The organism is Kitasatospora sp. NEAU-CNBT7 (assembly GCF_057220535.1).
In genome coordinates this window covers 20362-46087 of record NZ_JBXQQB010000006.1, presented here as the reverse complement: position 1 = coordinate 46087, position 25726 = coordinate 20362, and the positions used below count along the sequence as shown (strand labels likewise).

General features: G+C 75.3%; 17 protein-coding genes. 12 read left to right on the top strand and 5 right to left on the bottom strand.

Annotated elements, in window-relative coordinates:
• Nucleotides 1-8: 8 nt before the first annotated feature.
• The gene (ppc, locus tag AC2TEW_RS10190) at nucleotides 9-2819 is read right to left on the bottom strand and encodes a phosphoenolpyruvate carboxylase (RefSeq protein WP_484623051.1); all 2811 of its coding nucleotides are present in this window, start codon (nucleotides 2817-2819) and stop codon (nucleotides 9-11) included.
• A gap of 254 nt (nucleotides 2820-3073) precedes the next feature.
• Here ppc and AC2TEW_RS10185 point away from each other — a divergent pair, with 254 nt between their 5' ends.
• Complete coding sequence (locus tag AC2TEW_RS10185) at nucleotides 3074-4360, top strand: sensor histidine kinase (RefSeq protein WP_484623050.1); 1287 nt, start codon at nucleotides 3074-3076, stop codon at nucleotides 4358-4360.
• Here AC2TEW_RS10185 and AC2TEW_RS10180 read toward each other — a convergent pair.
• The 3 genes from AC2TEW_RS10180 to AC2TEW_RS10170 form a co-directional block, all read right to left on the bottom strand.
• Nucleotides 4325-5467: an acyltransferase family protein gene (locus tag AC2TEW_RS10180; protein WP_484623049.1), complete on the bottom strand. Its 1143-nt coding sequence runs from the start codon at nucleotides 5465-5467 to the stop codon at nucleotides 4325-4327. The genes AC2TEW_RS10185 and AC2TEW_RS10180 overlap by 36 nt on opposite strands.
• Before the next feature lie 178 nt (nucleotides 5468-5645).
• Nucleotides 5646-6146: an SUKH-3 domain-containing protein gene (locus AC2TEW_RS10175; RefSeq protein ID WP_484623299.1), complete on the bottom strand. Its 501-nt coding sequence runs from the start codon at nucleotides 6144-6146 to the stop codon at nucleotides 5646-5648.
• A 38-nt stretch (nucleotides 6147-6184) separates the two neighbouring features.
• On the bottom strand, nucleotides 6185-6655 hold the full coding sequence (locus AC2TEW_RS10170) for a YwqJ-related putative deaminase (RefSeq protein WP_484623048.1): 471 nt from the start codon (nucleotides 6653-6655) through the stop codon (nucleotides 6185-6187).
• Nucleotides 6656-7053: 398 nt separating this feature from the next.
• Here AC2TEW_RS10170 and AC2TEW_RS10165 point away from each other — a divergent pair, with 398 nt between their 5' ends.
• The 8 genes from AC2TEW_RS10165 (at nucleotide 7054) to AC2TEW_RS10130 (ending at nucleotide 18105) form a co-directional block, all read left to right on the top strand.
• Nucleotides 7054-8220: a Gfo/Idh/MocA family protein gene (locus tag AC2TEW_RS10165; protein ID WP_484623047.1), complete on the top strand. Its 1167-nt coding sequence runs from the start codon at nucleotides 7054-7056 to the stop codon at nucleotides 8218-8220.
• Nucleotides 8217-9197 (top strand): NAD-dependent epimerase/dehydratase family protein, encoded by a 981-nt coding sequence (locus tag AC2TEW_RS10160; protein ID WP_484623046.1) that lies wholly within the window; start codon nucleotides 8217-8219, stop codon nucleotides 9195-9197. The genes AC2TEW_RS10165 and AC2TEW_RS10160 overlap by 4 nt, the downstream gene beginning before the upstream one ends.
• A gap of 35 nt (nucleotides 9198-9232) precedes the next feature.
• Nucleotides 9233-10399, top strand: a complete 1167-nt coding sequence (locus AC2TEW_RS10155; protein WP_484623045.1) for a DegT/DnrJ/EryC1/StrS family aminotransferase — start codon at nucleotides 9233-9235, stop codon at nucleotides 10397-10399.
• Complete coding sequence (locus AC2TEW_RS10150) at nucleotides 10396-11934, top strand: MBL fold metallo-hydrolase (protein ID WP_484623044.1); 1539 nt, start codon at nucleotides 10396-10398, stop codon at nucleotides 11932-11934. The genes AC2TEW_RS10155 and AC2TEW_RS10150 overlap by 4 nt, the downstream gene beginning before the upstream one ends.
• Nucleotides 11935-11944: 10 nt before the next feature.
• Complete coding sequence (locus tag AC2TEW_RS10145; RefSeq protein WP_484623043.1) at nucleotides 11945-13051, top strand: DegT/DnrJ/EryC1/StrS family aminotransferase; 1107 nt, start codon at nucleotides 11945-11947, stop codon at nucleotides 13049-13051.
• A gap of 98 nt (nucleotides 13052-13149) precedes the next feature.
• Entirely contained in the window at nucleotides 13150-14151 is a 1002-nt protein-coding gene (locus AC2TEW_RS10140) for an SMI1/KNR4 family protein (protein WP_033822768.1), read from the top strand.
• 43 nt (nucleotides 14152-14194) lie between these two features.
• On the top strand, nucleotides 14195-16756 hold the full coding sequence (locus tag AC2TEW_RS10135; RefSeq protein WP_484623042.1) for an SUKH-4 family immunity protein: 2562 nt from the start codon (nucleotides 14195-14197) through the stop codon (nucleotides 16754-16756).
• A gap of 176 nt (nucleotides 16757-16932) precedes the next feature.
• Nucleotides 16933-18105 (top strand): hypothetical protein, encoded by a 1173-nt coding sequence (locus AC2TEW_RS10130; protein WP_484623041.1) that lies wholly within the window; start codon nucleotides 16933-16935, stop codon nucleotides 18103-18105.
• Between the two features lie 87 nt (nucleotides 18106-18192).
• Here the strand turns inward: AC2TEW_RS10130 and AC2TEW_RS10125 are convergent, their stop codons facing one another.
• Nucleotides 18193-19509, bottom strand: a complete 1317-nt coding sequence (locus tag AC2TEW_RS10125) for a nucleotide sugar dehydrogenase (protein ID WP_484623040.1) — start codon at nucleotides 19507-19509, stop codon at nucleotides 18193-18195.
• A 576-nt stretch (nucleotides 19510-20085) separates the two neighbouring features.
• On the opposite strand from AC2TEW_RS10125, the gene mfd reads away from it, so the two are divergent.
• The 3 genes from mfd (at nucleotide 20086) to AC2TEW_RS10110 (ending at nucleotide 25682) form a co-directional block, all read left to right on the top strand.
• Nucleotides 20086-23703 carry a transcription-repair coupling factor gene (gene mfd, locus AC2TEW_RS10120; protein ID WP_484623039.1) on the top strand — a complete coding sequence of 1206 codons (3618 nt, stop codon included), beginning with the start codon at nucleotides 20086-20088 and terminating at the stop codon, nucleotides 23701-23703.
• A gap of 246 nt (nucleotides 23704-23949) precedes the next feature.
• A complete protein-coding gene (locus AC2TEW_RS10115) occupies nucleotides 23950-24585 on the top strand; it encodes a SurA N-terminal domain-containing protein (protein ID WP_484623038.1) in 636 nt (211 codons plus the stop codon).
• A 101-nt stretch (nucleotides 24586-24686) separates the two neighbouring features.
• Entirely contained in the window at nucleotides 24687-25682 is a 996-nt protein-coding gene (locus tag AC2TEW_RS10110; protein ID WP_484623037.1) for a nucleoside triphosphate pyrophosphohydrolase, read from the top strand.
• The last annotated feature ends 44 nt before the right edge of the window (nucleotides 25683-25726 follow it).

Below are 25726 nucleotides of genomic sequence, written 5' to 3'. Positions count from 1 at the left end.
GTCCGGCGTCAGCCGGTGTTGCGCAGGCCGGCCGCGATGCCGTTGACCGTCAGCAGCAGGGCGCGGGCCCGCAGCGGGTCGTCCGCCCGGTTCTGCTCGGCCATCTCGCGCTGCCGGCGCAGCAGCGCGACCTGGAGGTAGGAGATCGGGTCGAGGTAGGCGTCCCGGACGGTGAAGGTCTGCTTGAGCACCGGGTTGTGCTCGAGCAGCTCGCTCTCGCCGGTCAGCCGGAGCACCTCGCGCAGGGTCAGCTCGTGCTCGGCCACGATCTGGTCGAAGATGTGGTGCAGCTCGGCCGGGACCAGCTGCTCGACGTAGTGGCGGGCGATCCTCAGGTCGGTCTTGGCCAGCGTCATGGCGACGTTGGACAGGAAGTTCTGGAAGAAGTGCCACTGGCCGTGCATCTCGTCCAGCACGTCGCCGAGGCCCGCCGCGCGGGCGGCGGCCAGGCCCGAGCCGACCCCGTACCAGCCGGGCACGATCTGCCGGGACTGGGTCCAGCCGAACACCCACGGGATGGCCCGCAGGCCGTCCAGGCCGGCGCCCGAGTCGGGGCGGCGGGACGGGCGCGAGCCCAGGTGCAGCGAGGCCAGCTGGTCGACCGGGGTGGCCGCGAAGAAGTACTTCGGCAGGTCCTCCTGCTCCACCAGGGTCCGGTACGCGGTGTGCGCGGCCTCGGAGACCTGGTCCATCGCGGCGTCCCAGCGGGCCAGCTCCTCGGGCGCCTGGCGCGGTGCGGTGTGCAGCGCGGAGGCGGCCAGCGTGGCCGAGATGGTGAGTTCCAGGTTCTCCCGGGCCAGCGAGGGCAGCAGGTACTTGTCGGAGATCACCTCGCCCTGCTCGGTGACCTTGATCTCGCCCTCCAGGGTGCCCCAGGGCTGGGCCAGGATCGCCTCGTGCGAGGGGCCGCCGCCGCGGCCGACGGTGCCGCCGCGGCCGTGGAACAGCCGCAGCCGGATGCCGTACCGGTGGGCGACGTCGCGCAGCCGGCGCTGGGCCCGGTGGATCTCCCACTGGGAGGTGGTGATGCCGCCGAACTTGGAGGAGTCCGAGTAGCCGAGCATGACCTCCTGGATGTCCCCGCGCAGCGAGACCAGCAGGCGGTAGGACGGGTCGGAGAGCATCTCGTCCAGGATCCGGTCGGCCTCCTGGAGCTCGTCGGTGGTCTCCAGCAGCGGCACGATGCCGATCTTGGCGATGCCCGCGTGCAGGTCGATCAGACCGGCCTCGCGGGCCAGCACGGCGGCGGCGAAGACGTCGTCGGCGCCCTGGCACATCGAGATGATGTAGCTCTCGACGATCTCGTCGCCGAAGCGGTCGAAGCCCTCGCGGATGGTGTTGAAGACGCCGAGCGTCTTGGTGCCCGCCGCGTCCAGCGGGGCCGGGGTCGGCGCCAGCGGGCGGCGCGAGCGCAGCTCCTTGGAGAGCAGCCGCTGGCGGTACTCGCGCGGCATGTCGGTGTAGCGCCAGGCCTCCTCGCCGAGCCGGTCGAAGAGCTGGCCGAGCGCGTGGTGGTGGGCCTCGGCGTGCTCGCGCACGTCCATGGTGGCCAGCTGCAGGCCGAACGCCTCGATGGTGCGGATCGCCCGGGCGAGCCGGCCGTCGGCGATCAGCTGGCCGCGGTGGCCGCGCAGCGAGTCCTGGATCAGCTTGAGGTCGGCGACCAGCTCGCGGGTGCCGACGTAGTCCCGGCCCGGGACGTGCGGGGTGCCGGCGGCGAGGCGCTCGCGGGTGTTCTCCAGCTTCAGCCGCACGCAGGTGGCCTTCAGCCGGTACGGCTCCTCGGCGTTCATCCGCTTGTAGCGCGGGCTCAGCTCGGGCAGCACCGCGAGGTCGGCGTCCAGCGACTCCAGCAGCTCGGCGGAGGCGCCGGCCAGCCGGACCGAGGTGGACAGCGCGGCCCGCAGGTCGTCCACGGCGGCCAGCGCGTCCTTGATGCCGTACTCGTGCTGGAGGTTGAGCACGTCCCAGGTGACGGCCGGGGTGACGTTCGGGTTGCCGTCCCGGTCGCCGCCGATCCAGGTGCCGAAGGTCAGCGGGCGCACGCCCTCGGGCAGCGTCAGGCCGACCCGGGCCAGCTCCTCGTGCAGCTCCTCCAGCACCTCGGGGACGGCCTCGCGGTACAGCTCGTCCAGGTAGTAGACGGCGTTGCGGGCCTCGTCGGTGGGCTCCGGGCGGGCGATCCGCAGCTCGTCGGTCTGCCAGAGCAGGTCGATCACCTCGGCGAGCCGGCGGTCGGCCTGCCGCTTGGCGGAGGAGTGCCGCACCGGGTCGGAGGTGGACAGGCCGGAGGCGACGTGCTCGCGGTGGATCCGCTCCAGCAGCTCGCCGACCCGGCGGAGCTTGTTGAGCACGCTGCGGCGGGCGGCCTCGGTCGGGTGCGCGGTGAAGACCGGACGGACCGCCAGGTGCGCCAGGGTGTCCTGGAGGTGCTTGGGGTCGGCGTCGGCGAGCTGGTCGGCGGTCTGCGCCAGCAGCGAGCCCTCGCGGGCCCGGCGGGTGGCGAACTCGCGGCCGCGGTGCACCTGCTCGGTGACGTTCGCCAGGTGGAAGTAGGTGGAGAAGGCGCGGACCAGCTTGCCGGCGGTCTCCAGGTCGATCTCGGCGAGCAGTTGCGCGGTGGCCTCGCCGTCGGTGCGGCTGAGCAGTCTGACCTGCTCGACCAGGCCGAGCAGTTCGGGGCCCTCCTGCCGGACCAGGGTCTCGCCGAGCAGGTCGCCGAGGCGGCGGATGTCGGCGCGGAGCGCGGCGTTGGCCGCGACCGGGTCGTGTCCGGGCGGGGACGGGCTGTCGGCCGAGGTGGGGACCGGAGCGGTCACGGCTGGCTCCCTGTGGTGGTGGGGTTCGGGCAACGGCTCTCCCTCCCGCGGGCCGGCCGCCGGGGGTGCGCCGCCGGTGTGCCGGGAGAGGGGTGCGGACCGCGCTGTCCGTCGCGGACCAGCATAGGTGGGAGCGCATGCCGCGTCCGAGAAGTGGCCGGATGCCGGACACCGGGGCGTGCCGCGGGGCGGTGGCGGGCCACGGCCGGGAACTGCCTGGGGGCGGGCCGGGCACCGCCCGTAGGCTGTCCCCCATGAGCAAGTCGCCTGACGGGGGCGGCCCGGCCCACCCGCTGTGGTGGTGGGATCGGCGCCGCAGCGCGCTGCTGGACATCGTGCTGGCCGCACTGGCCGGACTCGAGTGCGCCTTCGGCGCGTACGGGGTGGTGCAGGACCGCCTGCACCTGGGGACCGGGATCGCGGTGGCCGCGGCGATCCCCGGGGCGCTGGCGGGGGCGACCCTGGTGGTGCGGCGCCGCTGGCCGGCGGTGCCGGTGCTGGTGGCGCTGGTGTTCGTGCCGGGTCTGTTCGGGATGATCCTGCTGGTCGTCTCGCTCTACACGCTGGCCGCCACCTGGGAGTGGCCGTCGCGGCGGCGCCGGGTGGTGGCGCTGTCCGCGCTGGCGCTGGTGGAGACCTTCGGCATGGTGCTGTTCGCGATCTTCGCGCCGGGGGAGCAGGCCGACCCGGCCGCCCCGCTGCCGCCGGCCTGGGTCTTCGTGCTGCTGGCCGCGCTGGTCGCGGTCGGGCTGACCGTCCCGCCGGTGGTCACCGGCCTGTACGTGGGCGCCCGGCGCCGGCTGGTGGAGTCGCTCAAGGACCGGGCCCACGGCCTGGAGGCCGAACTCGACCTGCTGGCCGAGCAGGCCAGGGAGCGCGCCCGGCGGGCCCGGCTGGAGGAGCGCACCCGGATCGCCCGCGAGATGCACGACGTGGTGGCCCACCGGGTCAGCCTGATGGTGGTGCACGCCGCCGCCCTGGAGCGGACCATCCCGCGCGACCCCGAGCGCGCCCAGCAGAGCGCGAAGCTGATGGGCGAAGTGGGCCGGCAGGCGCTGGACGAGCTGCGCGAGATCCTCGGCGTGCTGCGGATGGCCGAGCCGGCCGCCGCGCAGGCCGACCGCCCGGACAGCCTGGCCGGGCTGCCGCGGCTGGTGGACCAGTCCCGGGCCGCCGGGATGCTGGTCAGCCTGACGGTCAGCGGCGAGAGCTGCCCGTACACCGGGCAGGCCGAGCGGACCGCGTACCGGCTGGTGCAGGAGGGGCTGACCAACGCGCACAAGCACGCCGGCGGCGCCCGGGTGACCGTGCAGCTCGCCTACCGGCCGAACGGCGTGCGGGTCGCGGTGGTCAACGCCCCGGCCGACGGCGACGGCGCCGAGGTCGCGCTGCCCAGCGGCGGCAACGGCCTGGTCGGCATGCGCGAGCGGGTGGTCGCGCTCGGCGGCAGCTTCAGCGCGGGCACGGCCGAGGACGGCGGCTTCCGGGTCGAGGCGGTGCTGCCCTCACGCCTGGCCGTCCGCGCCGACCGGCTGGCCTGAGCCCGGCCCGGCGGGCAGCGGACCGGTGGGCAGCGGACCGGCCGGGACCGTTCCGCCCGGCCGCAGCAGCCATCCGAGCCGCGGCTGCACCAGCGGCCCGAAGAAGCGGACCGACGCACCGGTGGCCAGCAGCACCGCCAGGGTGAGCGCGCAGGCCCCGAGCAGCGGCAGCGCGGTGTACCAGTGGTGCAGCGCGCGGGCGTGGTAGATCCCGGAGGCCTGCACCAGCTTGAGCGGCAGCCCGTGCAGCAGGTAGACGTACAGCGAGGCGCCGCCCAGCGCCGTCCACCGGGTGCGGCGCTCGGGCAGCAGCGCCAGGAACGCGGCGCCGGCCACCAGCGACAGCGCGCCCAGCGCACACCGCACGGCCACCCAGACCGGGTAGCCGACGTGCAGTTCGGCGGCGCTCTGGGTGTACTCCACCCAGCCCGGGTTCAGCAGCTTCGGCGCGGCCAGCCAGACCGCGGCGAACACCGCCGCCAGCGCGTACGGCGCCGCGCGGCGCACCGGCCGGCGGCGCAGCACGGCGAGGTGCCCGGGCCGCAGCACCAGGCCGAGCACGAACCACGGCAGGAAGCCCAGGGTGCGGCCGAGCGCCAGCTCCTCCGGGAAGGCGGCCATCGCGCCGGAGCCGGCCGCGACCAGCACCGCCACCGGCAGCGGGTGGCGCAGCGCCGTCCACAGCGGCACGCTGAGCCGCCAGAGCAGCAGCGAGAGCAGGAACCAGGTCAGCCAGCGCGGCTCCAGCAGCCCGATCGGGGCGAGCCGCTGCTCCAGCGCCATCCCGACCAGGTTGTAGAGCACCTGGAAGACCAGGTAGGGGATGGCCAGTTGGGAGATCAGCCGGCCGCCGTCCACCGTCGGCCGGCCGGGTCTCGGGCGGGCGAAGTAGCCGCACAGGGTGATGAAGACCGGCATCGAGAAGGCCGCGATGGTGAGCACCGCGGCCGCGACCGTCCGGTCGGCGGCCAGCAGCGGCATCCAGGTGTGCGCGCAGACCACCAGCGCGACCGCGGCGAACTTGGCGTTGTCGAACAGCGGCTGACGTTCCGGCCGGGGCGCGGGCGGGGCCGCCGTCCTGGTCGCGGCGGCCGTCGGTGCGCTCATCGCGATTCCTCCCGGTGGTCCCCTCACAAGCTCCACACAAGCTGCGGCACAGTGTGGCGGCAACGGCCGTCCGGCGGGAGGGAATCGGCGGGAATCGAGGCATCGGGGGGCGCGCGGGGCCCGTCGCGCGCCCGGGACGGCGGATCCGGCCGCGGCCGGATCCGGGCCGGACGGCGCGTCAGTCCGCCGTGCGCAGGCGCTCCTGGCGCAGGCCCAGCACCAGGGTGCTGACCGCCGCGTCGATGGAGTGGCCGAGGAACCACTCGCCGGCGTGGTCCAGGCTGTAGACCCGGCCGGCCTCGTCGATGGCCAGCAGCGCCCGGCCGTACGCCTCCTCGCCGAGCGGGGCGAGCCTGGTCCCCAGCGCGCGGCCGAGGTCGGCCAGGGTCCGGGGCTGGTGCAGCCCGCACCGCGGGTCCAGCCGGAAGGGGGTCCTGGCCTGCTCCCGGCCGGCCCCGGACAGGTCGAAGGACAGCCCGCCGAACTCGGCCCAGGCCTCGACGGCGGCCGGGAAGACGGCGTGCCCGGCCTGCGGCGGCCGGTCGTGGGCGGACAGTTCGTCGGCCCACTCCTCGGCCTGGCGGATCTCCCAGCGGCCGGGGTGCCAGCCGGCCTGCTTGAGGGCGGCGGCGACGTCGGCGGGGAAGCGGGGCTGGGTGCGCAGGGCGGTCGGGTTCAGGGTGTGCTCCGGTGACTGGGGGACAGGAGGGGCGCGGCTCAGCGGGGGGTGGGCCCGACGGCGACGCTCGTGACGTTCAGATACTCCAGCAACGGGACGCAGGAACGGCACGGCGGCGCGTGCGTGCCGTGCGCGGGATCGCCCTCCTCGCGGATCCGCACCGTGGTCAGCCGGGCGCCCTTGAGCGCCTTCCGGGCCTCCGCCAGGGCGAGCGGCTTGCGGGCCGCCCGCTTGGACCGGCCGGCGTCCACGCCCGCGAGGAACTGCGAGAGCAGCGCCGGCTCCGGGCAGTGCCCGAGGAAGCGCTCGCGGTGCTCCAGCGGCAGCGCGGCCAGGAAGTCGGCGACCAGCGGGTGCAGCAGCGGCGCGCGGCCGCCCTTGTCGCCGGCCAGCGTGTGCACCGTACCGTCGCGCAGCGACAGCGCGGCGGCGACGGCCGGCAGCAGGCTGTCCCGGTGGTGGCGCAGCACCGGCGCCGGTGCGCCGCTCTCGGGCTCCGGGTGTTCCATGGCTGCTCCTCGGCTGTGCTCGGCGCATCGGCAGTTCTCCGCTGCCGGGGGTCTGCTGACGGACGGTGACCACCAGGGTCGCACGGCGCCCGCGCGCGGATGGTGGGACCAGCCTGCCAAACCCCTCCGACACCCGGCGCCCCGGGGTCCGGCGGCGGGCGCTGCGCCGCCGGTCGGCGGCGGTGTACGGAGCGTGTGCTCCAGGCTGCCGCGCCGTCCCGCGGCCGCGCCGGGTTTCCGGATTCGGGCCATTTTCGACTGCGGTGCCCGGTACCGTTCCACTGCGAGGTCAGAGGGGTCGGGCCGTGGGGAGAGCGGCCTGTGCCCGGGCCGCGCGGGGCAGGCAGAGGCAGCCGGGGCGAGGGCGCTTCCGGGGCCGTGGCAAGGGGGGTCTTGCGGTGGCGAGCGGGTCCAAGGACGTGGCGCACGAGGCGCCTGGCGAGCATGTGCCGACCCCGGGTGTGGCGGAGCCGCAGCCGGTCGAGCGGATCGGCCTGGCGGTGGTCGGCGCCGGGTACTGGGGGCCGAACCTGGTCCGCAACGCGCAGCAGACGGCCGGGCTGCGGCTGCACTGGCTGTGCGACCTGGACGAGGAGCGCTCCCGGCGGGTGCTCGGCGAGTACAGCACGGTCGACACCACCACCTCCTTCGACGAGGTGCTGGCCGACGAGCGGGTCCGGGCGGTGGCGATCGCCACCCCGGCCGCGGCGCACTACAAGCTGGTCAGGGCGGCCCTGGAGGCCGGCAAGCACGTCCTGGTGGAGAAGCCGATCACCACCACGGTGGCCGACGCCGCCGAACTGGTCGAGCTCGCCGAGGAACGCGGCCTGGTCCTGATGTGCGACCACACCTTCTGCTACACCCCGGTGGTGCGGCGGATCCGGGAGCTGGTGCACGGCGGCGAGATCGGCGACATCCAGTTCTTCGACTCGGTGCGGATCAACCTCGGACTGGTCCAGCCCGACGTGGACGTGCTGTGGGACCTCGCCCCGCACGACCTGTCGATCCTGGACTTCGTGCTGCCGCCCGGCGTCGAGCCGGTCGGCGTGAGCGCCCAGGGCGCCGACCCGATCGGGGCCGGCCGGGCCTGCGTGGCGTACCTGACGGTCCGGCTCAGCAACGGCGCGCTCGCCCACTGCCACGTCAACTGGCTCTCCCCGACCAAGGTCAGGACCACCCTGATCGGCGGCTCCCGCCGCACCCTGGTCTGGGACGACCTCAACCCGCAGGCCCGGCTGGCGATCCACGACCGCGGCGTCGACCTCACCCCGCCCGACGAGCTGACCGACGCCATCCGGCACCGGGCCCTGATCTCGTACCGGGTCGGCGACATGGTCGCCCCGGCGCTGGTCGAGCAGGAGGCCCTGCGCAACGTGATGGGCGAGTTCGCCGCGGCCATCACCGAGGGCCGCGCCCCGCTCACCGACGGCCGCTCCGGCCTGCGGGTGCTGCAACTGCTGCACGCCGCCTCGCGGAGCCTGGAGCTCGGCGGGGCCACCGTCCCGGTCGGCGGCGCCGACGACATCGAACTGATCACCGCTCAGGAAAGGGCTGCCGCCCGATGAACGCAGTCGCCATTGAGGGCTCCCGCTGCCTGGTCACGGGCGGGGCCGGCACCATCGGCTCCACCGTCGTCGACCAGCTGATCCAGGGCGGGGCCCGCGAGGTGATCGTGCTGGACAACTTCGTCCGCGGCCGGATGGAGAACCTCGCGCACGCCGAGGCCGCCGCCGCCCCCGGACAGCTGCGGGTGGTGGACGGCGACATCCGCGACCGCGCGCTGCTGCGCGACCTGCTCGGCGACGACACCGACCTGCTCTTCCACCTCGCCGCGATCCGGATCACCCAGTGCGCCGCCGAACCGCGCCTGGCCCTGGAGATCATGGTCGACGGCACCTTCGACGTGGTCGAGGCCGCCGCCGAGAAGGGCGTGAAGAAGGTCATCGCCTCCTCCACCGCCTCGGTGTACGGCCTGGCCGACACCTTCCCCACCCCCGAGACCCAGCACCCGTACCACAACGACACCCTGTACGGCGCCGCCAAGGTCTTCAACGAGGGCCTGCTGCGCAGCTTCCACGCCATGTACGGGCTGGACTACGTCGCGCTGCGCTACTTCAACGTCTACGGCCCGCGGATGGACGTGCACGGCCGCTACACCGAGGTGTTCATCCGCTGGATGGAGCGGATCGCCGGCGACCAGCCCCCGCTGATCTTCGGCGACGGTGCCCAGACCATGGACTTCGTCCACACCGAGGACATCGCCCGGGCCAACCTGCTGGCCGCCGCCGCCCCCGTCACCGACCGGGTCTACAACATCGCCAGCTCCACCGAGGTCTCGCTGCGGGGCCTGGCCGACGCCCTGCTCGCCGCGATGGACCGCACCGACCTGGACGTCGAGCACGGACCGGCCCGCGGCACCGCCGGCGGCGTGGTCCGGCGCCTGGCCGACATCTCGGCGGCCGAACGCGACCTCGGCTGGAAGCCCGAACTGGCGCTGGACGAGGGCCTGCGCCAACTGGTCGCCTGGTGGCGCGAGCAGTAACCCGTCCTTCCCGTACCGTCCTTCGGAGCACTGTCGTGTCCACCAGCAATCCCGTGCCGCCCCAGACCGCCGCCTCGCCCCAGATCCCCGTGATGATCCCCTGGCTCGGCGAGGAGGAGGCCGAGGCCGCCGCCGAGGCGGTGCGCTCGGGCTGGGTCGCCCAGGGCCCCCGGGTCGCCGCCTTCGAGCGGGCCTTCGCCGACCACCTCGGCGTCCCGCACGCCGTCGCGGTCTCCTCCTGCACCACCGCGCTGCACCTGGCGCTGATCGGCGCGGGCGTCGGGCCCGGCGACGAGGTGGTGGTGCCCTCGCTGTCCTTCATCGCCACCGCCAACGCCGTCACCTACGTCGGGGCGGTGCCGGTCTTCGCCGACGTCGACCCGGCCGACGGCAACCTCACCGCCGACACCGTCGCCGCCGCGCTCACCGACCGCACCCGCGCGGTGGTGGTGGTCGACCAGGGCGGCGTGCCGGTCGACCTGGACGCGGTCCGGGCGCTGGCCGAGCCGCGCGGGATCACCGTGGTCGAGGACGCCGCCTGCGCGGCCGGCTCGGTCTACCGCGGCCGCCCGGCCGGCGCCACCGCGCAGATCGCCGCGTACTCCTTCCACCCGCGCAAGCTGCTCACCACCGGTGAGGGCGGCATGGTCACCTGCCAGGACGGCGACCTCGCCGCCCGGCTGCGGCGGCTGCGCGAGCACGGCATGAGCGTCTCGGCGGCCGACCGGCACGCCGCGGGCGGCGGCGTGGTGGTGGAGACGTACGACGAGATCGGCTTCAACCACCGGATGACCGACATCCAGGCCGCCGTCGGCCTGGTCCAGCTGGCCAAGCTGCCCGCGACGGTCGAGCGCCGCCGCGCCCTGGCCGCCCGCTACCGCGAGCTGCTCGGCCCGCTGGCCGCCGGCCTGGTGGCGGACCCGGCGCACGGCACCGGCAACTTCCAGTCCTGCTGGCTGCTGCTGCCCGAGGGCGCGCCGGACCGCACCGAGGTGCTGGCCCGGCTGGCCGCGGCCGGCGTCTCGGCCCGGCGCGGCATCATGGCGGCCCACCTGGAGACCCCGTACAAGGGGACCGCCCGGGTGCCGCTGCCGGCCACCGAGCTGATCACCGGGCGCTCGCTGATCCTGCCGCTGTTCCACACCCTGACCGAGGCCCAGCAGGACCGGGTGGTCGCCGCGCTCCGCGAGGCCATCGGGTGAGAGCACCGGTCCGGGCCTCGCTGCCGGCCGGGACGTCGATCCGGCACCTCGGGCACGCCGGGTTCGTGGTCGAGCACGCGGGGCTGCGCATCCTGATCGACCCCTGGTTCCACCCGGCCTTCCTGGAGGCCTGGTTCCCGTACCCGGACAACCGCGAGCTGCTGCCGGGCACGGTCGCGGGCCGGTACGACTACCTGTACGTCTCGCACACCCACGAGGACCACCTCGACGAGCGGACGCTGGCCCAGCTCTCCCGGGAGACCACCGTCCTGGTGCCGCGCTTCCGCACCGGCGAGCTGGCCCGGCGGCTCGCCGCGCTCGGCTTCGGCGAGCAGGTCCGGCTGGGCCACCGCGAGGAGTACCGGCTCGGTCCGGACTGCACCGCCACCATGCTGCTCGACACCAGCCACAAGGAGGACAGCGGCCTGCTGCTGGACCTCGGCGGCTTCCGCTTCCTGGACCTCAACGACTGCAACACCCCGCTGTCCGAACTCCCCGGCGGCGTCGACCTGCTGGCCGCCCAGTACTCCGGCGCGATGTGGTACCCGAACGCCTACGACTACCCGCCGGAGCGGATGGCCGCGAAGACCGCCGCGGTCCGCGGCGACCTGCTGGACACCCTGGTCCGCAAGGTCCGGCTGACCGGGGCCCGGGCCTACCTGCCGTCGGCCGGCCCGGCCTGCTTCCTCGACCCGGCGCTGGACCGGTTCAACGACCGCGAGCGGACCATCTTCCCGCACTGGGAGGACGTCGCCGCCCGGTTCGCCGAGGCCTGCCCGGCCACCGAGGTGATCCGCACCGCCCCCGGCGACCTGGTCACCGACCCGGCCCCGCCCGGGCGCTGGCACACCGACCCCGACGGCTACCTGGCCGACTACCGGGAGCGCCGCCGCGCCGAGTGGGAGGCCTACCACCAGGGCGAGGCCCGGCCGGTCGCCGCCGCCGAGGTGGCGGCGTACTTCGACCGCCTCCAGCGGCTCAACCGGCCGCTGCTCAGCGACTACCGGGCCGGGCTGCGGCTGGAGGCCGAGGGCGCCGCCTGGGGCCTGGCGCTCGGCGACCTGGCCGACCGGGTGGAGCTGGAGGACGAGCCGGTCGACCCCTCGTACGTGATCCGGGTGCCGGCCCGTGCGCTGCGGGCGCTGCTGGACGGCCGCACCGGCTGGGAGGAGGCGCTGCTGTCGATGCGCCTCAGCCTGCACCGCGACCCGGACGTCTTCGACCTCACCCTGCTGAGCCTGCTCCGCTACGGCCACCACCCCGCCCAGACCAGGCAGTTGGTGCGCGAGCGGACCAGGGCGGAGACCATCGAGCGGGACGGCCTGCGGCTGCAGCGGTACTGCCCGCACGCGGGTGAGGACCTGAGCCACGCCGTGATCGCCGACGGACTGGTCGAGTGCCCGCGCCACCACTGGAAGTGGGACGCGGCCACCGGGGCCTGTCTGTCCGGCGGCGCGCTCCCGCTGCTCGTCGAGCCGGCCGAGCAGTCCAAGGACGACCCACCATCCCGGCCCGAGGGCCGGACAACCAGCTGAGGAGCCCCGGGTGACCGACATCCCGCTCGTCGACCTGCAAGCCGCGCACGCCGAGATCGCCGAGGAGGTCCGGGAGGGTTTCGACCGGGTCCTGCTCAGCGGCGCGTACATCAAGGGCCCGGACGTGGCCGCCTTCGAGTCGGAGTACGCGGCGTTCTCCGGGGTGGCCCACGCGGTCGGCGTCGCCAACGGCACCGACGCGCTGGAGCTGGCGCTGCGGGCGCTGGAGCTGCCGGCCGGCGCCGGCGTGGTGCTGCCCGCCAACACCTTCGTGGCCACCGCCGAGGCGGTGATCCGGGCCGGGCTGCGGCCGGTGCTGGTGGACGTCGACCCCGAGCACCTGCTGATCGACCCGGCCGCCGTCGCCGACGTGCTGCCGCAGGCCGCCGCCGTGATCCCGGTGCACCTCAACGGCCAGCTCGCCCCGATGCGCCCGCTGCTGGAGCTGGCCGGGGACCGTCCGGTGGTCGAGGACGGCGCGCAGTCCCAGGGCGCCCGGCAGGACGGCCGGCTCTCCGGCTCCTGGGGCCGGATCTCGGCCACCAGCTTCTACCCGGGCAAGAACCTCGGCGCGTACGGCGACGCCGGTGCGGTGGTCACCGACGACGCCGGCCTCGCGGCGGCCGTGCGGCTGATCGGCGACCACGGCTCCGGCCGCAAGTACGTGCACGAGCGATTCGGCTTCAACTCCCGGATGGACACCCTGCAGGCGGTGGTGCTGCGCGCCAAGCTCCGCCGGCTGCCCGCCTGGAACGAGGCCCGCCGGGCCGCCGCCGCCCGTTACGACACCCTGCTGGCCGGCCTGGACGGTCTCACCACCCCCCGGACCCTGCCCGGCAACGAGCACGTCTGGCACCTGTACGCGGTGCGCGTCGAGCGCGGCCGCGACACCGTCCTGGCCGAGCTGCAGGCCGCCGGGATCGGCGCCGGCGTGCACTACCCGGTGCCGGTCCACCTGCAGCCCGCCTTCCACCACCTGGGGTACGCCGAGGGGTCGTTCCCGGTCGCCGAGCGGGCCGCCGCCCGGATCCTGACCATCCCGCTGTACCCCCAGATCACGGAGGGTCAGCAGGAGCGGGTGGCCGAGATCCTGGCCAAGGCACTGACCCGGATCTGACCGGCCGCCCCACCCCGCGGGCGGGGGGACGAGCCCCCGCCCGCACCCCCTACGCTGGTGCCCAGCAAATCTGCTTCAGCCAGTGTGGGGGCACCCAGATGACGACAGGTCGGCCCGCCACCGCCGCCGCGCCCAACTCGGCGTACGCGGGTCAGGTGGTGCAGTTCCCGGATCCGGTCCGGGCCGCCGCGCACCCCGCCGGGGTGCGGGTGGACGAGTACGGATACCCGGACTTCAGCGCCTACGCGGCGGCCGCCGCCGAGGTGGCCGACCCGCCGGCCGGCTTCGGCGTGGACGAGCTGCGGCTCACCGACTACGTCTCGGCCAACGCGGCGCTCTACACCCAGGGCCACCAGCTGTGGGCCGACCTGGAGACCGCGGTCGCCACCCCGGCCGGCTGGACCTGGCACCACGTGGTCGGCCGGGCCGCCCCGGGGCTGCGCCGGATGGAGCTGATCCCGGTCGAGGTCAAGGCGCTGCTGCGGCACCACGGCGGCCTCGCCCGTTCCACCGCCGACCACGCCCGCCGCGGCACCCGCCCGCTGCAGGAGCACCGGCCGGCCCACCTGTCGCTCGCCCGGGACGGCGGCGACCCGCTGGCCGTCACCGAGGACCAGGTGCAGCACGCCGAGCAGCGGCTCGGCCACCCGCTGCCCGCCGCCTACCGCAGCTTCCTCAAGCTGGCGGGCGGCCGCGCCCCCGCGGGGGTGGCCCTGGACGTCGAGTACGGGGTGCTGCTGGACCAGCCGTTCCTGACGCTGAGCGACGAGTACGGCGCGCACGACCTGGTGTACGCCAACAAGTGCCTGCGCGACCACCTGACCAAGGACTACCTCGCCGTCGCCTACGTCCAGGGCGGCCTGCTGGCGGTCAAGGTCCGCGGCGAGCAGACCGGCTCGGTCTGGTTCTGCCCGTACGACGACGCCCGGGACTCGGCCGCGCCCGAGCCGCCCGAGGAGCGGGTCGCCCGGCTGCTGCTGCCCTGCGGGGAGGACTTCGACGCCTTCCTGCTGCGGCTGGCGGGCAGCCCGCCGGAGCTGGAGACGGTCGCGGCACTGATGGTGGACGGCGGGTTCGCCCGCGCCGTCCCGGTGAACTGATGCGGGGGCACACGGTGGCCGGCAAGGAAGAGGGGAACGGGGCGTGGTGACGACCTACGCGCAGGCTCAGGAGATCGCCGAGGAGTGGATCAACGCGGGGGTGCCGCGCTCCCAGCAGCGCGAGGTCCGGGTGCGCGAGTTCGACCTGGGCTTCGTCTGCTGGGCCGAGGACCACGCGGACGGCACCCCGGCCCGGGGCGGCGACGCCCGGCTGGTGATCACCCGGGACAGCGGTGCCAGCACGCTCTGGCCGCCGCTGCCGGTGAACGAGGTGGTCCGGCGGTTCGAGGAGCTGTACGGCAGCCGGAGCGAGCCCAACCCGGCGGGCGCGGCCAAGCCGGTGCCCAACTCGGTCGAGGCGACCTCCTTCCTGCTCAGCCCCCCGCAGTGGTTCCAGCAGGCCGGCGCCGACGCGCTGGCCGCGGAGGCCGCCGAGCTGGCCCGGGAGGCCGCAGCCGCGGCGCCCGCCGCCGCGCCCCCGGCCGCCCCCGCCGCCGCGGACCCGGCGGTGCTGACCACCCCGCCGGTCTCCGACCGGCCGGCCGGCGACGCGCCCACCATGCTCGCGCCGCCGCCCGCCGGCCCGGCCCCGGCCGTCCCGGCGCCGCCCGGTTCCGAGGGACTCACCATGCCGATGCCGGCCGGCTACGGGCTGGCCGCGGCGGCCGCCGCCCCGGGCGCGGGCTCCGAAGGACTGACCGTCGCGCTGCCCGCCACGGCGCAGCCGCCCGTCCCGGCCCCCGTCCCGGCCGACCCGACCATGCCGATGCCCGCGGGCTTCCTGGACGGCGGGCCGGACCCGGCCGCCGCCCCGCCGCCCCCGCCGGGCGCACCGCCGGTCCAGCTGCCGCCGCCCCCCGGCTTCCCGCCGCCGGCGCCCGCCGCCGCCGTGTCGCCCATCGAGCACGCCGCGACGATGCTCGCCACCCCGGACGGCCCGCCGCCCCCCGGCTTCCCGCCGCCGGCGCCCGCCGCGCCCGTGTCGCCCGCCGCGCCCGCGCCGTCCATCGAGCACGCCGCGACCATGCTCGCCACCCCGGACGGCCCGCCGCCGGTCGGCGCCCCGCCCGCGGCCCCCGCCGCGCCCGCGCCGTCCATGGAGTACGCGCCGACCATGCTGGCCACCGACGGCCCGCCCGGGCTGCTCGGCCTGCCCGGCGCACCCGCCGCGCCCGCTCCCGGTGCGCCCGCGGCCGGTCTCGGCCGCTCCGGCCCCGCCGCTCCGCCGCCGCCCGCACCGACCTCGCTCGGCGGCCCCGCCGGCGGACCGGCCGCCCACGCCGCGGGCGGCCGGGCCACCCCCACCGCACCCCCGCCGCCGGCCCCCGCGGACCTGCGCGGTGCCGGCCCCGGCCACCCGGCCGCGGGCGCACCCGTACCGCCCGCGCCGCCGGCGGCCGAACCGCCGCGCCCGGCCGCCGCCCAGGTCGCCTACCAGGCCACCCAGCTGGCGCCCGCGATCGACCTGGCGGCCGGCGGGCCGCCGCCCGGCGCCGTCCCGGTCCCGGGCGCACCGCCGGTCGGCTACGGCTACCCGGTGCCGGGGGCGGTGCCCGCGCCCGCCCCGGTGATGGCGCCGCCGGCCGTCCCCCAGGGCGGCCCGCAGCCGCCCGCCGCCCCGGCCGCGCCGGGCGTGCCCGCGATCGGCCCGGGCACCCAGGCGGTGGTCAGCTACCGCGGCCCGGACGGCTCCGAGCAGACCCTGCTGCACCGCAGCGAGCCCGGCACCCCGCACCCGGAGTGGAAGGCGATGCTGGAGCTGCGCCGGCTGAACGTCCCGCCGGACCAGGTGCTCGAACTCCACACCGACGTGGAACTGTGCGACCTGCCGGGCGGCTACTGCGCCCGGATGGTCAAGGCCTCCTGGCCGAACGTGCGGATCAGCCACACCGTCCCGTACGGCCGCGACCTGCGCGGCCGGCAGGCCGGGATGGCGCAGCTCAACGACCACCTGGACCAGCTGCACCAGCTCGCCGCCGCGCCGCAGCGGCCGCGCCCGGTCCGGGTGCCGCTGCCGGCGCCCGGCGTCATCCCGCAGCAGCCGCCGCTGGCGCCGCAGCAGCTCGCGGGCGAGCTGGCGCAGGCCTTCGGCCCGGGGGTGTTCCGCTTCGAGCAGCGCGCGGTCTCCCGGCAGGGCGTACCCGAGCCGGTCTCGGCGACGCTGATGTGGGCGGGGCTGCCGCGGGAGTTCCCGCCGTTCTTCTGGGCCCAGGCGCAGGAGGGCCGGCCGATCCCGACGCTGGCCGAGCTGGCCGCCGAACGCGGCCTGGCGGCCGGTCCGGACTTCGGCGGCTACCTGGTCCTGGGCAACGACTACGGGCGTCAGCTGTGCGTGCAGTACGGCACCGCGGCCGTGGTCGCCGTCGACCTGGAGAACCCCGCCGAGCCGCCCCGGTTCGTCAACAGCGGGGTGCCGGAGTTCGTCCGCAGCCTGGCCGCGCTCGGCCGGATGTGGCGGCTGCGGCACGGTCTGACGCCCGAGCAGGCCGGCCGCTGGACCACCGATCTGCAGGGCGAGTTGACCGCCCTCGACCCGGCGGCGCTCTACACGCCGGAGAGCTGGTGGGCGGTGCTGGTCGAGCAGTTCTGGGACGGCCTGATGTAACCGCGGCGGTGCGCCGGACCCGTCGGGGCCGGGCCGCCCGGTGGTGCGGCCCCTTCGGGCGGTTTCTTGGGCTTTCCAGCGTATCTGCGCAAAATAGGTCAAGAGGATCGGCAGTATGTCCTCGACGATCACACAACTGAGGGCTGCGCAGCCCGCGAGCACGAAGGGAAGAGCCGATGAGCGATGCCATCTCCCCGTCCGGCTTCACCGTTGCCCGGCGAGGCTACGCACCCGAGCAGGTCGACCGGACGCTGGAAGCGCTGAGCGCCGACCGCGACCGGGCCTGGGAGCGGCTCAGCGTCCTCGGTGCGGGCCTGCGCGAGATGGAGAACCGGCTGGTCGAGGTGGTGCAGGCCGCCGAGGCCGCCCCGGAGCCCGACTACGGGCTGCTCAGCGAGCAGGCGGCCGCCCTGATGGCGATCGCCGACGCGGAGTCCCTCGCCGTCCGCACGGCCGCGGAGCGGGCCGCCGAGGACGCCAGGGACGCCGCCTACGAGGCCGGCCAGGATGCCGACCGGGCCGCGCACGAGTTCGCCGACTCGACCCGGCGGGACGCCGACGAGACCGCCCGCCGCACCGCCGAGCGCACCCGGGCCGAGGCCGAACGGCTCCGCGCGGAGGCCGACCGCGACGCCCGCGGCATCCGCGACGGCGGCACCGCCGACGCGGCCCGGATCCGGGTCGAGGCCGCCGAGGCGGGGGAGCGGGCCGAGGGCAAGCTGGCCGAACTGCGGCGCCGGTCCGACGAGATGTTCGCCGCGGCCGAGGCCGAGGCGGACAGCGAGGACGCCAAGATCTCCGGCACCGCGGAGCGCCGCCTCAAGGAGGCCGAGCTGCACCGGGAGGCGGTGCTCGCCGAGATCCGCGGCATCGAGGGCGACGCCCAGGCCGAGTCGGACCGGATCCTGGCCGCGGCCCGGGAGAAGGCCGAGCGGATCCAGACCGCGAGCGAGCGCGAGCAGCGCGAGTTCACCGAGCGCCTCGACGTGGTGCAGCAGCACCTCGACCACATCAAGGCGCACCTGGCGGCGCTGACCGGGGCGGCGGTCGGCGCGGCCGAACCGCAGCCCGCCCTGGAGCCGGCCCCGCCGGCGGACGCCCCGCCGGCCGCGGTGCCCGCGGATGCCCCCACGGCTGCCGCGCCGGTGGACGCGCCGCCGGCCGTGCCGGCGCCCGGCGCGCTGCCGGCCGCGGAGACCCCGCCGTGGGCCCGCAAGGCCCCGCTGGCGCCCGCCCCGGACGCGGCGCCGGAGGCCAGGCCGGAGCCCGAGACGAAGATCATCCCGAAGATCGTCATCATCGACGACGGCTCCGACTACGACGCCGGCCGAGCGGTCCGCCGCGGCTGAACCCGTGGGTCCCCCGGCCTCCGGCCGGGGGACCCACAGCGCTCCTTGAGGCCGTACCGCTTCAGGTGCGGGGATCCGCCATCCCGGTCAGAGGACCTCGACCGCCGGGCCGGTGAGGCGGCGGCGGCAGTCCAGGACGTAGCGCGAGTGGGCCAGGACGGCGTCGTAGTCGAAGTCGTCGTGGTCGGCCAGCAGCACGACGGCGTCGGCGGCCGCGAGCTCCTCCGGGGTGGCCTCGACCCGGCGGACGCCGGCCAGCGGCCCGCCGTCGTGGCCGTCGTGGCCGCCGCTGCGCGCCCCGGGAATCTGCGGCTCGGCGACGTGCACGCCCGCCACCACGTGCGGGTCGGCGGCCCGGACGTCCGCGCCCGCCCTGGTGAGCAGTTCCACCACCCGGGCGGCCGGGGTCTCCCGCGCGTCACCGGTGTTCTTCTTGTACGCGAGCCCCAGCACCAGCACCCGCGAGCCGTTGACCGCGCGCCGGCGCTGGTTGAGCGCCTCCGCCAGCCGCCGCACCACGTAGTCGGGCATGTGGCTGTTGACGTCGTTGGCCAGCTCGACGAAGCGGAAGGACTGGCCGAGGGCGCGCTCCACCCGCCAGGACAGGTACGAGGGGTCGATCGGCAGGCAGTGGCCGCCGACGCCCGGACCGGGGGTGAAGCGCAGGAAGCCGAACGGCTTGGTGGAGGCGGCGTCGATGGCCTCCCAGACATCGATGCCGAGGTCGTGCGCGAACATCGCCAGCTCGTTGACCAGGGCGATGTTGACGTGCCGGAAGGTGTTCTCCAGCAGCTTGGTGAGCTCGGCCTCCTTGCAGGAGGAGACCGGCACGGTCCGCTCGACCAGCTCGCCGTAGAAGCCGTCGACGGCGGCGAGCGCGGCCGCCGTGATGCCGGAGACCACCTTGGGGGTGTTCTCCAGCTTCCAGGTCGGGTTGCCCGGGTCGATCCGCTCGGGGCTGTAGCCGACGTGGAAGTCCTCGCCGGCGCGCAGCCCGGAGCCCTCCTCCAGCAGCGGCGCGAGGAGCTCCTCGGTGGTGCCCGGGTAGGTGGTGGACTCCAGCACCACGGTGGCGCCCGGCCGCAGGTGGGAGGCGAGCAGCCGGGCCGAGGACTCGATGTACGACAGGTCGGGCACCCCGTCCCGCAGCGGCGTGGGGACGGTGATCACGGCGATGTCGAAGCCCGCCACGTCGCCCTCCTCCGCGGTGGGCAGGTAGGCCCCGCTGTCCAGCAGCGGCCGCAGCCGCTCGGCCGGAATGTCCTCCACGTACGATTCGCCGACCGCGAGCCGCTTGATCCGGCGCTCGTCCACGTCGTAGCCGATCACGTCGTGCCCCACTTCGGCGGCCCGGACCGCCAGCGGCAGCCCGACGTAACCCTGGCCTGCGATGACCACGCGCATGACTGAAGTACCCCCTCCGTCGCGGTGACGCCCACACCGTGTTCAGGGCTGCCCCACACCGCCTTCACACGAGGGTACGGAGCGCGGGGGCGGCGCGGGCGGCTTCGGGGAAACGCGGGCACAGCGGGCGGACGGGACACTTCCGGGCGCAGCGGATCGGGGCCGGAACGCAGCGGGCCGAGACCCTCGGCGCCCTCCAGGAAAGGGCGCCGAGGTCCCGGCGTGGGGGCACGGGCGCCCCCACCCAGGGCCGCCCGGCCTCGTACCCCGACCCCCATCGGAGTACGAACGGCACCGCTGCAGCCATCCCCCACGGTTGGGTGCGGCGGGCACGTGGACCATCCTGCGCGGCCACCATGGACGGGTAGTGACAGGAGTGTGTCGACTTCATGATCTCTGGTGGCCCACCCACCGGGCCTGCGGTCCACGGGCCGCCCGGCCTCGCGTCGGGTGGAGCCGGGTGCCGCGGCGTAGGCTGGACACCCCCGGGGCGCACCGCGTGCCGGGCTGTTCGCGTTGCCCGGCCGGGCTCTCCGGCCTCGGGGCACTCCAGCCACGGAGCGAAGAAGAGACTTCATGAGCCTGTCCGGACTGCTCGATGTCGTCGTACGGGACGCCGCCCTCGCCGAGGCGGTCGAGGCGGCCGCCGGCGGCCGCCGGCACCACCTCGACCTGGTCGGACCGCCCGCCGCCCGGCCGTTCGCCATCGCCGCGCTGGCGCGTTCGCTGGCCGGGGGCGCGGGGGAGCGCGGCCGGCCGGTGCTGGCCGTGACCGCGACCGGGCGGGAGGCGGAGGACCTGGCGGCGAGCCTGCGTTCGCTGCTGCCGGCCGACGCGGTGGCGGAGTTCCCGGCCTGGGAGACGCTGCCGCACGAGCGGCTCTCACCCCGCTCGGACACGGTCGGCCGGCGCCTGGCGGTGCTGCGCCGGATCGTCCACCCGCGGGCCGACGACCCCGCCGCGGGCCCGGTCCAGGTGGTCGTGGCACCGGTCCGCTCGGTGCTGCAGCCGCAGGTCAAGGGGCTGGCCGAGCTGGAGCCGGTGGCGCTGCGGCGCGGCGAGCAGCACGACCTGGAGGAGGTCGCCCGCGGGCTCGCGGCCGCCGCCTACGCCCGGGTCGAACTGGTCGAGAAGCGCGGCGAGTTCGCGGTCCGCGGCGGCATCCTGGACGTCTTCCCGCCGACCGAGGAGCACCCGCTGCGGGTGGAGTTCTGGGGCGACGACGTCGAGGAGATCCGGTACTTCAAGGTCGCCGACCAGCGGTCCCTGGAGATCGCCGAACACGGCCTGTGGGCCCCGCCCTGCCGGGAGCTGCTGCTCACCGACCAGGTGCGGGCCCGGGCCGCCGCGCTGGCCGCGGACCACCCGGAGCTGGCCGAGATCCTGGACAGGATCGCCCAGGGGATCGCGGTCGAGGGCATGGAGTCGCTGGCGCCGGTCCTGGTGGACGACATGGAGCTGCTGCTCGACGTCCTGCCGCAGGGTTCGATCGCGGTGGTCTGCGACCCCGAGCGGGTCCGCACCCGGGCCGCCGACCTGGTGGCGACCAGCCAGGAGTTCCTGCAGGCGTCCTGGGTGGCGGCGGCGGCCGGCGCGGACCGGCCGATCGACATCGAGCAGATCGACGTCTCGGCCGCCTCGCTGTGGTCGCTGGCCGACGTGCGCGAGCACGCCGCCGCGATCGGCCTGCCCTGGTGGTCGGTCAGCCCGTTCGCCACCAGCGACGCCGGACTGGACGGGATCCTGGAGTTCGACCCGGGCACGCTCACCCTCGGCATGCACGCCGTCGAGGCGTACCGCGGCGACACCGCCCGCGCCATCGCCGACGCCAAGGAACGGCTGGCCGCCGACTGGCGGGTCGTCATGGTGACGGAGGGCCACGGCCCGGCGTCCCGGCTGGCGGAGGTGCTCGGCAACGAGGGCATCGCGGCCCGGCTGGTCGCCGACCTCGCCGAGGCGCCCACCCGGGACGTCGTGTACGTCTCCTGCGGCTCGATCGAGCACGGCTTCGTCGACGAGACGCTGAAGCTGACCGTCATCACCGAGACCGACCTGTCCGGCCAGCGCTCCTCCACCAAGGACATGCGCCGGATGCCGTCCCGGCGCCGCAACGCCATCGACCCGCTGGCGCTGGCCGCCGGCGACTACGTGGTGCACGAGGCGCACGGCGTCGGCCGGTACGTCGAGATGGTGCAGCGCACCGTCCAGGGCGCCACCCGCGAGTACCTGGTGCTGGAGTACGCCCCCGCCAAGCGCGGCCACCCCGGCGACCGGCTGTTCGTGCCGACCGACCAGCTCGACCAGGTGACCAAGTACGTCGGCGGCGAGGCCCCGACCCTGCACCGGCTCGGCGGCGCGGACTGGGCCAAGACCAAGCAGCGGGCCAAGAAGGCGGTCAAGGAGATCGCCGCCGACCTGATCAAGCTGTACTCGGCCCGGATGGCCGCCCCCGGCCACACCTTCGGCCCGGACACCCCCTGGCAGCGCGAGCTCGAGGACGCCTTCCCGTACGCGGAGACCCCCGACCAGCTGACCACCATCGCCGAGGTGAAGGCCGACATGGAGAAGTCGGTCCCGATGGACCGGCTGATCTGCGGCGACGTCGGCTACGGCAAGACCGAGATCGCGGTCCGGGCGGCCTTCAAGGCGGTGCAGGACGGCAAGCAGGTGGCCGTGCTGGTGCCGACCACACTGCTGGTGCAGCAGCACTTCTCCACCTTCGCCGAGCGGTACGCCAACTTCCCGGTGGTGGTGAAGGCACTCAGCCGCTTCCAGACCGACGCCGAGGCGAAGGCGGTGCTGGAGGGCCTGTTCGAGGGCTCGGTGGACGTGGTGATCGGCACCCACCGGCTGTTCTCCTCGGAGACCCGCTTCAAGGACCTCGGTCTGGTCATCGTCGACGAGGAGCAGCGCTTCGGCGTCGAGCACAAGGAACAGCTGAAGAAGCTGCGGGCCAACGTCGACGTGCTGACCATGTCGGCGACCCCGATCCCGCGCACCCTGGAGATGGCGGTCACCGGCATCCGGGAGATGTCCACCATCACCACCCCGCCGGAGGAGCGGCACCCGGTGCTGACCTTCGTCGGCCCGTACGACGAGAAGCAGATCTCCGCCGCGATCCGGCGCGAACTGCTGCGCGAGGGCCAGGTCTTCTACATCCACAACCGGGTGGAGTCGATCGACAAGGCGGCGGCCCGGCTGAAGGACCTGGTGCCCGAGGCGCGGGTCGCCACCGCGCACGGGCAGATGGGCGAGACCCAGCTGGAGAAGGTCGTCGTCGACTTCTGGGAGAAGGAGTTCGACGTACTGGTCTCCACCACCATCGTGGAGTCCGGCATCGACATCTCCAACGCCAACACCCTGATCGTGGAACGCGGCGACACCTTCGGCCTGTCCCAGCTGCACCAGCTGCGCGGCCGGGTCGGCCGCGGCCGCGAGCGCGGCTACGCCTACATGCTGTACCCGCCGGAGAAGCCGCTCACCGAGACCGCGCACGAGCGGCTCGCCACCATCGCCCAGCACACCGAGATGGGCGCGGGCATGTACGTGGCGATGAAGGACCTGGAGATCCGCGGCGCGGGCAACCTGCTCGGCGGCGAGCAGTCCGGGCACATCGCCGGCGTCGGCTTCGACCTCTACATGCGGATGGTCGGCGAGGCGGTGGCCGAGTTCCGGGACTCGCTGGCGAGCGGCGGCGCCGAGCCGGAGGAGGAACCGCTGGAGGTGAAGATCGAGCTGCCGGTCGACGCCCACGTGCCGCACGACTACGCCCCCGGCGAGCGGCTGCGCCTGCAGGCGTACCGCTCGATCGCCGCGGTCAACTCCGAGGACGACATCGTCCAGGTCCGCGAGGAGCTCACCGACCGGTACGGCAAGCTGCCCGAGCAGGTGGAGAACCTGCTGCTGGTGGCGGCGCTGCGGCTGTACGCCCGGCGCTGCGGGATCGGCGACATCACGCTGCAGGGCAACTTCGTCCGGTTCGGCCCGGTCGACCTGCGGGAGTCCCAGCAGCTGCGGCTGAACCGGCTCTACCCGCGCAGCCAGGTCAAGGCGGCCGCCGCCCAGCTGCTGGTGCCGAGGCCGAGCAGCGGCGGCCGGATCGGCGGCAAGCCGCTGGTCGGGCGGGAACTGCTGGCCTGGAGCCGGGAGTTCCTCACCACCATGTTCGACGACCTGGCGGGGGCGAAGAAGTAGCGCCGCCGGCGGACGCCGCAGCGGTCCCGGGCCCTCGGGCGCCCGGGGCCGCTGCGGCGTTCCGGGCCCGTACCCGTGCGCGCCCGGCGGGCCCGTACCCGAGGTTCAGGGCCTCCCTGCGCCGCGGGTGGGTGACCCGTTCGGACCAAGGTCTGGCACCGCGCGGTCGGGCTCCCTATTGTCTGTCCCTGTCAGGAGAACCACCGGAGACCGCACCAGCCACAGCCGGACAACTGGAGGCCGCACGTGATCCGCACCCGCTCCGCCGCCCGCCGCACCGCCCAGGCGGTGGCCGGCCTCTCCCTCGCCGTCCTGCTCGCCGCCTGCGCGAACACCCCGGCCCACCAGGGAGCCGCCGCGGTGGTCGGTGACGAACGGATCAGCGTGGCCACCGTCGAGGCGAAGGTCGCCGCGGTCCGGGACGCGTCCGCGGCCCGGCCCGGCGCGGCCCGCGCGGAACAGGCCGGCCTCGCCCGCCGCACCGTCGCCGAGCTGGTGCTCGACCGGGTGCTCGCCAAGGCCCTCGCCGACCGCGGCCTCACCGTCTCCGCCACCGAGGTCGCGCAGGCCCGCCAGGCCGACGCCCAACTGCTCGGCGGTCCCGACCAGCTGGCCGCCGAACTGCTCGGCAAGCAGGGCGTGCCCGCCGCCGGCATCGACGACTTCTACCGCCAGCAGCTCGGCCTGCAGAAGCTCGCCGGCGCCGACGGCCAGGACCCCCGCTCGGCCGGCGGCGACGAGGCGATCCGCAAGGCCCTGGTGACCGCGGGCACCGCCCTGCGGATCGAGGTCAACCCGCGCTACGGGCACTGGGACCCGGCCCAGATCGGCCTGACCGACACGGCCGACGACTGGCTGCCGACCAACAGCACCCTGTACTGACCCGTACGGACGGCCGGTGCCGGGCCGGGGCGGGGCCCGGCGCCAAGGGCCCGGCGCCAGGGGGTCGGGGGTCGGGCGTCCGGACGGGTAGGTTCGGAGCTGTGGACACTCCGAAGCTGACCCTGCTCACCACCACCCACCGGGTCGCCCCCGGCCTGCTCTCCTGGCCCGCCTGGCAGGCCCTGCACGCCGCCGGCCGGGTGCTGGCCGCCGACCCGGCCCACCCCCAGCTGCCCGCCCTGCGACAGGCCGGGGTCGAGGTCGAGCTGATCGAACGCGGCACCGCGCCCGCACTCGCCCGCCGCCTGGTCGAGGCCGCCCCGGCGCTCTGGCTGGGCAGCCCCGACGGCGACCCCGGGCTGACCGACGCGCTGGCCCGGATCGCCGTGGAGGAGGCCGGCGCGGTGCCCGAGATCGAGCTGCTGCCCGGCTCGTACGACCTGCCCGGCGCGCGGCTGCTCGACCTGGCCTCGGTGATGGACCGGCTGCGCTCGCCGGGCGGCTGCCCGTGGGACGCCGAACAGACCCACGCCAGCCTGGTGAAGTACCTGGTGGAGGAGGCGTTCGAGCTGGTCGAGGCGATCGAGGAGGGCGACCGCGAGACGCTCCGCGAGGAGCTCGGCGACGTGCTGCTGCAGGTCTTCTTCCACTCCCGGATCGCCGAGGAGCACCCCGAGGACCCGTTCTCCATCGACGACGTCGCCGGTGACATCGTCGACAAGCTGATGTACCGGCACCCGCACGTCTTCGGGGACGTCGACGCCACCGGGACCGCCCAGGTCGAGGCCAACTGGGAGCAGCTGAAGGCCGCCGAGAAGCAGCGCGAGTCCGTCCTGGACGGCGTACCGGCCGGACTGCCCTCGCTCGCCTACGCGGCCAAGCTGGTCTCCCGCGTCCGCCGGGCGGGCTTCACCGGCGTCCCCGACCAGCCGTGGACCCTGCCGTCCGCCGACCTCACCGACGAGAGCGCCGGCGCCCTCCTGCTGGCCGTCGCCCAACGCGGCTACGACGCGGGCATCGACGTCGACGCGGCCCTCCGGGCGGCGGCCCGCCAGTACCGCACCGCCGTCCGCACCGCAGAAGGCCTCCCGGCCTGACCCCCGCCCCCGGAGGGGGCTGCGCTGGGGGAGAAGGTGCGCGA

Excerpts from the sequence above, each read along its gene's own strand:
- AC2TEW_RS10180 (WP_484623049.1), bottom strand. The coding sequence starts at position 5,467 with ATGAGCGCACCGACGGCCGCCGCGACCAGGACGGCGGCCCCGCCCGCG.
- mfd (WP_484623039.1), top strand. The coding sequence starts at position 20,086 with ATGAGCCTGTCCGGACTGCTCGATGTCGTCGTACGGGACGCCGCCCTC.
- AC2TEW_RS10160 (WP_484623046.1), top strand. The coding sequence starts at position 8,217 with ATGAACGCAGTCGCCATTGAGGGCTCCCGCTGCCTGGTCACGGGCGGG.
- AC2TEW_RS10140 (WP_033822768.1), top strand. The coding sequence starts at position 13,150 with ATGACGACAGGTCGGCCCGCCACCGCCGCCGCGCCCAACTCGGCGTAC.
- AC2TEW_RS10170 (WP_484623048.1), bottom strand. The coding sequence starts at position 6,655 with ATGGAACACCCGGAGCCCGAGAGCGGCGCACCGGCGCCGGTGCTGCGC.
- AC2TEW_RS10125 (WP_484623040.1), bottom strand. The coding sequence starts at position 19,509 with ATGCGCGTGGTCATCGCAGGCCAGGGTTACGTCGGGCTGCCGCTGGCG.
- AC2TEW_RS10130 (WP_484623041.1), top strand. The coding sequence starts at position 16,933 with ATGAGCGATGCCATCTCCCCGTCCGGCTTCACCGTTGCCCGGCGAGGC.
- AC2TEW_RS10185 (WP_484623050.1), top strand. The coding sequence starts at position 3,074 with ATGAGCAAGTCGCCTGACGGGGGCGGCCCGGCCCACCCGCTGTGGTGG.